This window comes from Methylobacterium sp. GC_Met_2, assembly GCF_026540795.1.
Taxonomy (GTDB): domain Bacteria; phylum Pseudomonadota; class Alphaproteobacteria; order Rhizobiales; family Beijerinckiaceae; genus Methylobacterium.
Map to the genome: position 1 here is coordinate 1 of NZ_JALNUM010000185.1, position 7,627 is coordinate 7,627.

The following is a 7,627-nucleotide window of genomic DNA, read 5'->3' on the forward strand; positions in this document are numbered from 1 at the left end:
GCGGTGCGTCCGGAAGCGCCACGAGCGCCGTCATGAAGACGGACGCAGCCGCTGCAGCACCAGCCGCTCCAAATGTCACGCTCACGCACGACACCGGAACAGGCGGAACACATGTCTCCAGCGACGGCCTGATCACCTATGCGCCATCTGTGAGCGGCGATACGCTGCACTACAAGCTCGACACCGGCGCATTCGCCACGACGGCCCCAGTCCTGGCCACCGACGGCAGCGCCGACGGCCAGCATACGGTCACGGTCTACGAGACCAATGCGGCCGGTCTCACATCAGCCGAGGCCAGCCTGGTCTTTTCCCTTGAGACGCATCATGGCAGCAACGGGTTCCACATGGCGTGAGGGGCGGCACAGGGCGAACTCGGCGCGCTCCGCCGCGGTGGTCAATCGGCAGCCCTGAACAAGATCCGGATCAGCGATCACCCTCGCAGTCGACACATTGAGCGGTGCCGTCCTGCGCCGCATTGTATTTTGGCGTTATCTACAAGCTTTTGGTCGTTAGGCTGCGTCTATAATGTTGTGGCTTGGCGTCAATAAATTGAATTATTACCTGCTCAATTGACATCGACCTCTCAGCGTTGCAATTGGATCTGATCGCCGCATTGGCTCGGTGGAGCCTTGGGTGACATCAGCACGGACCGTGCCAAGTCCCTCTCGCCGGGGCCGGCCTATGTCGAGGGGGCGAACGCATGCGCCAGGTCGGACAATCGGGTGAGCTGTCGACCGTGCTTCGGCAGAGCGCCGGTGCCTTCATCGGCGTGGCCGGCATCAGCGCGCTCGCGAACCTCCTCACGCTGACCGGCTCGTTCTTCATGCTGGAGGTCTATGACCGGGTCATTCCGAGCCGGTCGATCCCGACCCTGATCGGCCTGTGCGTGCTCGCCCTGGTCCTGTACGCCGCCCAGAGCACGCTGGAGGCGTTGCGTGCCCGCACCCTCGCCCGTATCGGTGCGGTGCTGGACGCCGAGATCGGCCCGCGGGTCTTCAGCCTCAGCGTCCAGGCGCCCCTCCGCGGCGCGAAGCCGGATCAGGCCGGTCAGCCCCTGCGCGATCTCGAGCAAGTGCGCGCCTTCCTGGCCGGATCTGGGCCCGCAGCCCTGTTCGACCTGCCGTGGCTGCCCGTCTACGTCGTGGTATGCTTCCTGTTCCATCCGCTGATCGGAGTGGCCGCGATCGGCGGCGCGATGCTGCTGACGAGCCTGACGCTCGCCGCCGAGCTGGCCACGCGGTCGCCCGCGCGCAGCGCGACCGCCCATGCGGGACGTCGGCTGGCCTTGTCGGAGGCCACCCGGCGCAACGCCGAGACCGTGGCGGCCCTCGGCCTGGAGAGCCGGCTGTCCCGGCGCTGGGCGGCGGTCAACCGCGATCACGCCCAGGCGCAGCAGCGCGCCTCTGATATCGCCGGGGGACTGGGGGCGGTCTCGAAGGCCTGCCGCATGGCGCTGCAATCGGGTGTGCTGGCGCTGGGCGCGTATCTGGTGATCAACAACCAAGCCAGCGGCGGCATCATCATCGCTGCCTCGATCCTGGTGGCGCGCGCGCTTGCGCCGGCCGAATTGGCGATCGCGAACTGGCGCGTCTTCGTGGCCGCGCGTCAGAGCTGGCAGCGTCTGGCCGAAGCGCTGGAGCGCCACCCGCCGGCCCGCGTCCCGCTCGCCCTGCCGGAGGCGAAGCTCAGCTTGAGCGTGGAGGGCGTTCACGTGGTGCCGCCGGGCGCGAGCCGGGCGACGGTGCACGATGTGAGCTTCCAGCTGCGGGCGGGCCAGGGGATGGGGGTGATCGGTCCCTCGGCCGCGGGCAAGTCGAGCCTCGTGCGGGCGCTGGTGCGGATCTGGACGCCGCTCCACGGCCGGGTGCGACTCGACGGGGCTGATCTGGGACAATGGGCGCCCGAGCATCTCGGGGCGCAGATCGGCTACCTGCCGCAGGAGACGGAGCTGTTCGCCGGCACGATCGCGGAGAACATCAGCCGGTTCCTGCCGGGCGCCCCCGCCGAGGCGATTGTGGAGGCCGCACAGGCGGCGGGCGCGCACGACCTGATCCTGAACCTGCCGCAGGGCTACGACACGATGTTGGGCGAGAGCGGCGCGGGCCTGTCGGCCGGCCAGCGCCAGCGCATCGGCCTGGCCCGGGCGCTCTACGGCGATCCGTTCCTGGTGGTGCTGGACGAGCCCAACGCCAACCTCGACGCGGAGGGTGAGAACGCCCTGACGCAGGCGATCCTGCGGGTGCGGGGACGCGGAGGAATCTGCGTGGTGGTCGCGCACCGCCCGAGCGCGCTCGCGGCGGTCGATCACGTGCTGATGATGCACGAGGGCCGGGTGCAGGCCTTCGGGACCAAGGACGAGGTGCTCAAGCGCGTGCTGCGCCCGGCTCCCGCGCCGGTCCTCCGGGAGAGCGCATGATGGCGAGCGGGTCTCAAGACTTGAACGACGATCCTCCCCACATGACCGCGGCAGCGCCCCGACGTGCCCCGCCGCGGGCGGCGGCACTGATCGCGCGCGCGGACGCAAAGTTAAGCCGCGTCGCGATCGACGTCCGACGCCGCGTCGCCGCACGATTCGCGCCGACCAACCTCGCGCCGGGGGCGGACGCTTACGACCTGCGCGCCTCGATCCGGCGTCAGCTGGTGGCGGCCGGCCTGATCGCGGTGGTGCTGGTGCCGGGCATCGGCGGCTGGGCGGCGCTGACGACGTTTTCCGGGGCGGTGATCGCGCCGGGCCAGCTCGTGGTCGAGTCGGAGGTGAAGAAAGTCCAGCACCCCACCGGCGGCGTGGTGGGCGAACTCCGCGTCAAGGAGGGCGACCGCGTCCGGGCCGGCGACGTGCTGGTGCATCTGGATGAGACCCTGACGCGGGCCAACCTCGACATGACGCGCAAGGCCTTGGACGAGCTGGCCGCGCGCCGCGCGCGTGCCGAGGCCGAGCGCGACGGCCTGCCCGGGGTCGCGTTCCCGATGGAACTCCTGCTGCGCCGCGTTGCCGATCCGGAGATCGCCGCGCTGGTCGAGGGGGAGAGCCGGCTGTTCTCCGCGCGGCGGGCGAGCCGGGATGGGCAACGGGCGCAGTTGTCGGAACGCGCCTCGCAGCTGCAGGACGAGATCGCGGGGCTGAGTGAGCAGGTGGAGGCCAAGTCGCGGGAGATCGGTCTGATCGGCACCGAACTCAACGGCGTGCACGACCTCTACGCCAAGAAGCTCGTCGCGCTCTCGCGGGTGACGGCACTGGAGCGCGATGGCGCGCGCCTGGAGGGCGAGCGCGGACAGCTCACCGCATCGGTCGCCTCGGCGAAGGGCAAGATCGCGGAAACGCGGCTGCAGATCCTGCAGGTGGACGCGGAGATGCGCGCGGAGGTGGGCAAGGACTTGGCCGAGATCCGGGCGAAAGGGTCGGAGCTGTCGGAGAAGCGGGTGGCGGCAGAAGACCAGCTGAAGCGGGTGGATCTCCGGGCGCCGCAGGACGGGGTGGTGCATCAGATGAGTGTGCACACGGTGGGTGGTCTGGTGACGCCGTCCGAGCCGGTGATGCTGGTCGTTCCGGACGCCGACCGGTTGGCGGTGGAGGTGCGCATCCATCCGCAGGACATCGACAACGTCCGGGTCGGCCAGCGGGCGGTGCTGCGGTTCTCGGCGTTCAACACCCGCACGACGCCGGAGATCGACGGCGCCGTGAGCCGGGTGTCGGCGGATGTGACGAACGATCCGAAGTCCGGGATGAGCTTCTACACGGCCCGGATCGCGGTGGCGGACGCCCAGCGGGCGCGTCTGGGCGGGGTCCGGCTGGTTCCGGGCATGCCGGTGGAGGCGTTTCTACAGATCGGGGAGCGGACGGTGCTGAGCTACCTCGTCAAGCCGATGTCCGACCAGATCGCCAAGGCGTGGCGCGAGAAGTAGCCCGTCGGACAGGATTACCGACAGGCGCCGCCGGGTCGTCTGCGATTTGGGTCCTTGTCGGTCGCGGGGGGAACGGCGGTCATGGGCGCAAAGCCGAACGTCCGGTTCTGCGCGCGATGGCGATCCGACGTGACGTGGTCTGGCCGAGGCGCCGAAGCGGATGCCTTCAGGGGCGATCCGGACGAACACCGGCGAGGAAGAGGGCTACGGCGGCGCGGCGCCGCTTTTCCTGCGCTTCCGGATCCACCTTCATGCCATAGAGCGCCTGCTTCGAGCTGCGCCCCATGATGAGGTTGAGGAAGAGGTCGGCGGCGATCTCGGGGTCGTCCACCGCGATCTGCCCCTGCTCGGCCATGACGCCGAGAAGACCCCCGACCGCCCTGACGCCGCGAAGCCAGCCCTCCTCGTAGGCAAGCTTGGCGAGATTGGGGAACTGCATCGCCTGGGCGGCGATGCAGCGGGTCAGGGCAGCGGCTCCCGGCGCCTGGGCGCGGTCGAGGAGGTTGCGGCTCAGCTCATCCAGCACCGTCGCGGCATCCATCGGGGTCGCCCGCAACGCCTGCGCCTCGGTCGCCGCCGAGAGAGGCGCGAGCCATTCCCGGATGCGGTCCTGCAGGACCGCCTCGAACAGCTCGCGCTTGTCCTGGTACCGGGCATACAGCGTCGGCTTGCTGACGCCTGCGGCTTCCGCCACCGCATCGATGGATGTGCCGTCGAAGCCGCGCTCGATGAACAGCCGGGTGGCGACCTCGACGATGCGTGCCTCACGCCGCGCGGCCTCCTCGCGCGTCGGCCGCCCGCCGGAACCACGCTTCGATATCACCTCGGGCTCGGCGGGCATGGCCGCTGCCATCGTCGTGCTCCTTGTCATGATCCACTCCGTCATATATCGATACTTTACCGTATCGTATTGATGTTGGCCACCAACATGGACGCTCGACCCAGCGATCTTCCCCAGGCCGCGGCACGAACCGCTACCGCGGTCGGGGCTGTCGGTCACGCACCGGCCTCTGCAGGCCTTGCCGCTCGTTCGCCTGCGCCCAGGCGCCGCAAGTCACGCCTGATCCTCTCGGTCCTTCTCCTCGCGGCTCTCGGCGGCGCTGGCAGCTACGGCTGGCACTGGTGGACCATTGGGCGGTTCCTGGAGACGACGGAGGACGCCTACCTGCAAGCCGACAAGGTCACGGTCGCCCCGCGCATCGCCGGCCACGTCGCCGAAGTCCTCGTCGGCGACAACGAGCCGGTGAAGACTGGTGACGTGGTCGCGCGCCTCGACGACCGCGAGTACCGGGTCATGCTCAAGCAGGCCGAGGCCGAGGTCGGGAAGAGCCGGGCCCAGTTGCTCGGCACCGCGGCCGCAATCCTGCAGCAGCAGGCGCAAGTCGCCTCGGCCAAGGCCGAGGTCGAGAACACCGATGCGGCCCTCGACTTCGCCGGCAAGGAATACACCCGCTACCAGAACCTGTTGCAGACCGGCTCCGGTACAGCGCAGCGGCAGCAACAGGCGGATTCCGACCTGCGCCAGAAACGGGCCGCCCACGACAAGTCCGTGGCCTCCCTGGAAGCGGCCAGGAAGCAGGTCGACAGCCTGAGAGCGCTGGAGGGCAGCGCCCGGGCGAGCCTGGAGGCTGCGCAGGCCAAGGTCGAGCAGGCGCAGCTCAACCTCAGCTACACGACCATCACGGCGCCCACGGACGGCATGGTCGGCGACCGCTCGCTCCGCGTCGGACAGTTCGTCTCGGCCGGCACCGGACTGCTCACCGTCGTCCCGATGGGTCGCGACATCTACCTCGTGGCGAACTTCAAGGAGACCCAGACCGGGCAGATGGTCGTGGGCCAGCACGTGACCTTCACGGTCGATGCCCTGGGCGACCACGAGTTCGAGGGGCGGGTCGAGAGCTTCTCACCCGGTACCGGCGCGCAGTTCGCCCTGCTGCCCCCGGAGAACGCCACCGGCAACTTCACCAAGGTCGTCCAGCGCGTGCCGGTGCGGATCGCCCTCGACGATTCCGATCCGATGCTCGGACGCCTGAGGCCCGGCCTGTCGGTCGAGGCGACCGTCCATATCCATGACGCGGTCGAGCCGGTGAAGCCACGCAACGGCCAACTCGGACATGCCCTGGTCAGCGAGGCGCTTCCCCGATGAGCGCAGTGCCGGCCGTCGCCGCGCCCGAGGTCAAGGCAAGCGCGCGCGACTGGCTTGCGGTGTTCGGCGCGATCCTCGGCGCGTTCACCGCCATCCTCGACATCCAGATCACCAACGCCTCGCTCTCCGATATCCAGGGCGCGCTGGGCGCCTCCACAGAGGAAGGGAGCTGGATCTCGACGGCCTACCTGATGGCCGAGATCATCGTGATCCCGCTCACCGGCTGGCTGTCCTCGGTGATCGGCCTGCGCCGGTACCTGTCGGTGAACACGATGCTGTTCACCGGCTTCTCGCTCGCCTGCGCGCTCTCGACCTCGCTGTCGCAGATGATCCTGTTCCGAGCCGGCCAGGGCTTCACCGGCGGCGTGCTCATCCCGACCGCCATCGTCATCGTGCGCACCCGCCTGTCGAAGAGCCAGCAGCCGATCGGCATCGCGATGTTCGGGCTGACCGCCACCTTCGCGCCGGCCATCGGCCCGACGGTGGGCGGCTGGCTCACCGACAACCTGTCCTGGCACTACATCTTCTACCTGAACCTGATCTTCGGTCCGCTCGCCGCCGCGATCCAGCTCGGCGCCTTCGACAGCGTCCCGGCGCGCTGGGCCGAGCTCCTGAAGGGCGACTGGATCGGCATCGGCCTGATGGCCATCGGCCTGCCGGCCCTGACCTACGTCCTGGAGGAGGGCCAGCGGAAGGACTGGTTCGGCTCCCCCATCATCGTCCAGGTCAGCCTCCTGGCGGTGGTCGGCATCGCCGGCTTCATCATCCGCGAACTGATGACCGAGCGCCCCTTCATCAACCTGCGGGTGCTCGCCAACCGCTCGGTCGGGGGATCGTGCGTGCTGATGACGGTGCTCGGCGCCGTCTCGTTCGGCTCGATCTACATCATTCCGGTCTACTGCGCGCAGATCCAGGGCTACAACGCCCAGCAGATCGGCTACGTGGTGATGTGGTCCGGGCTGCCGCAACTGCTGCTCTTCCCGATGATGCCGCTGATCATGCGGGCCTTCGACGCCCGTATCCTGGTGGTGACCGGCACGCTGTTCTTCATCGCGAGTTGCTGGATCAATGTCGGCCTGACCCACGACGTCGGCGCCGACCAGCTGATCCTGCCGCAACTCCTGCGCGCCATCGGCCAGCCGCTGTTCACGATCCCGCTCTCGCAACTCTCGACGGCGGGACTCGCCCCGCGCGACACGGCGGACGCCTCGGCACTGTCGAACATGATGCGCAACCTCGGCGGATCTATCGGCATCGCGATGCTGTCCACGATGATCGACCGGCGCGAGCACATGCACTTCTCGGTGCTGGCCGAGGCCATCACGGTCAATGCGACGCGCACCCAGGAGCGCCTCGCCGCGCTCGCCGCCGGCCTGCACGGGCACATCGCCGACCAAGCGGCGGCCAAGGGCGCCGCCATCGGCATGCTGGCCGCCCAGGTCCGCCGCGAGGCCTACGTCATGGCCTACGCGGATGGGTTCTGGCTCGTCGGCGTCAGTCTCGTGTTGAGCCTCGGCGTCGTCGCCATCCTGAAGAAGCCGCAGCGGACGTCCCGCCCGATCGAGGCCCACTGACCCC

The 7,627-nt window shown here is 69.1% G+C and carries 6 protein-coding genes; 5 read left to right on the plus strand and 1 reads right to left on the minus strand.

Annotated elements, in window-relative coordinates; genetic code table 11:
- The 3 genes from OXS49_RS31915 to OXS49_RS31925 form a co-directional block, all read left to right on the plus strand.
- Positions 1-353 (plus strand): hypothetical protein (locus OXS49_RS31915; protein ID WP_267428557.1); only part of this gene is annotated, 353 nt, incomplete at its 5' end.
- 347 nt (positions 354-700) lie between these two features.
- Positions 701-2,416, plus strand: a complete 1,716-nt coding sequence (locus OXS49_RS31920; RefSeq protein ID WP_267428558.1) for a type I secretion system permease/ATPase — start codon at positions 701-703, stop codon at positions 2,414-2,416.
- Between the two features lie 41 nt (positions 2,417-2,457).
- On the plus strand, positions 2,458-3,903 hold the full coding sequence (locus OXS49_RS31925) for an HlyD family type I secretion periplasmic adaptor subunit (protein WP_267428559.1): 1,446 nt from the start codon (positions 2,458-2,460) through the stop codon (positions 3,901-3,903).
- A gap of 166 nt (positions 3,904-4,069) precedes the next feature.
- Here the strand turns inward: OXS49_RS31925 and OXS49_RS31930 are convergent, their stop codons facing one another.
- On the minus strand, positions 4,070-4,756 hold the full coding sequence (locus OXS49_RS31930; RefSeq protein ID WP_267428560.1) for a TetR/AcrR family transcriptional regulator: 687 nt from the start codon (positions 4,754-4,756) through the stop codon (positions 4,070-4,072).
- 75 nt (positions 4,757-4,831) lie between these two features.
- Between OXS49_RS31930 and OXS49_RS31935 the strand changes: the two genes are divergently transcribed.
- Positions 4,832-6,049 carry an HlyD family secretion protein gene (locus tag OXS49_RS31935; RefSeq protein ID WP_243999429.1) on the plus strand — a complete coding sequence of 406 codons (1,218 nt, stop codon included), beginning with the start codon at positions 4,832-4,834 and terminating at the stop codon, positions 6,047-6,049.
- Positions 6,046-7,623, plus strand: coding sequence for a DHA2 family efflux MFS transporter permease subunit (locus OXS49_RS31940; RefSeq protein WP_267428561.1), 1,578 nt, complete (start codon positions 6,046-6,048; stop codon positions 7,621-7,623). Before OXS49_RS31935 ends, OXS49_RS31940 begins: the two co-directional genes overlap by 4 nt.
- Positions 7,624-7,627 lie beyond the last annotated feature (4 nt).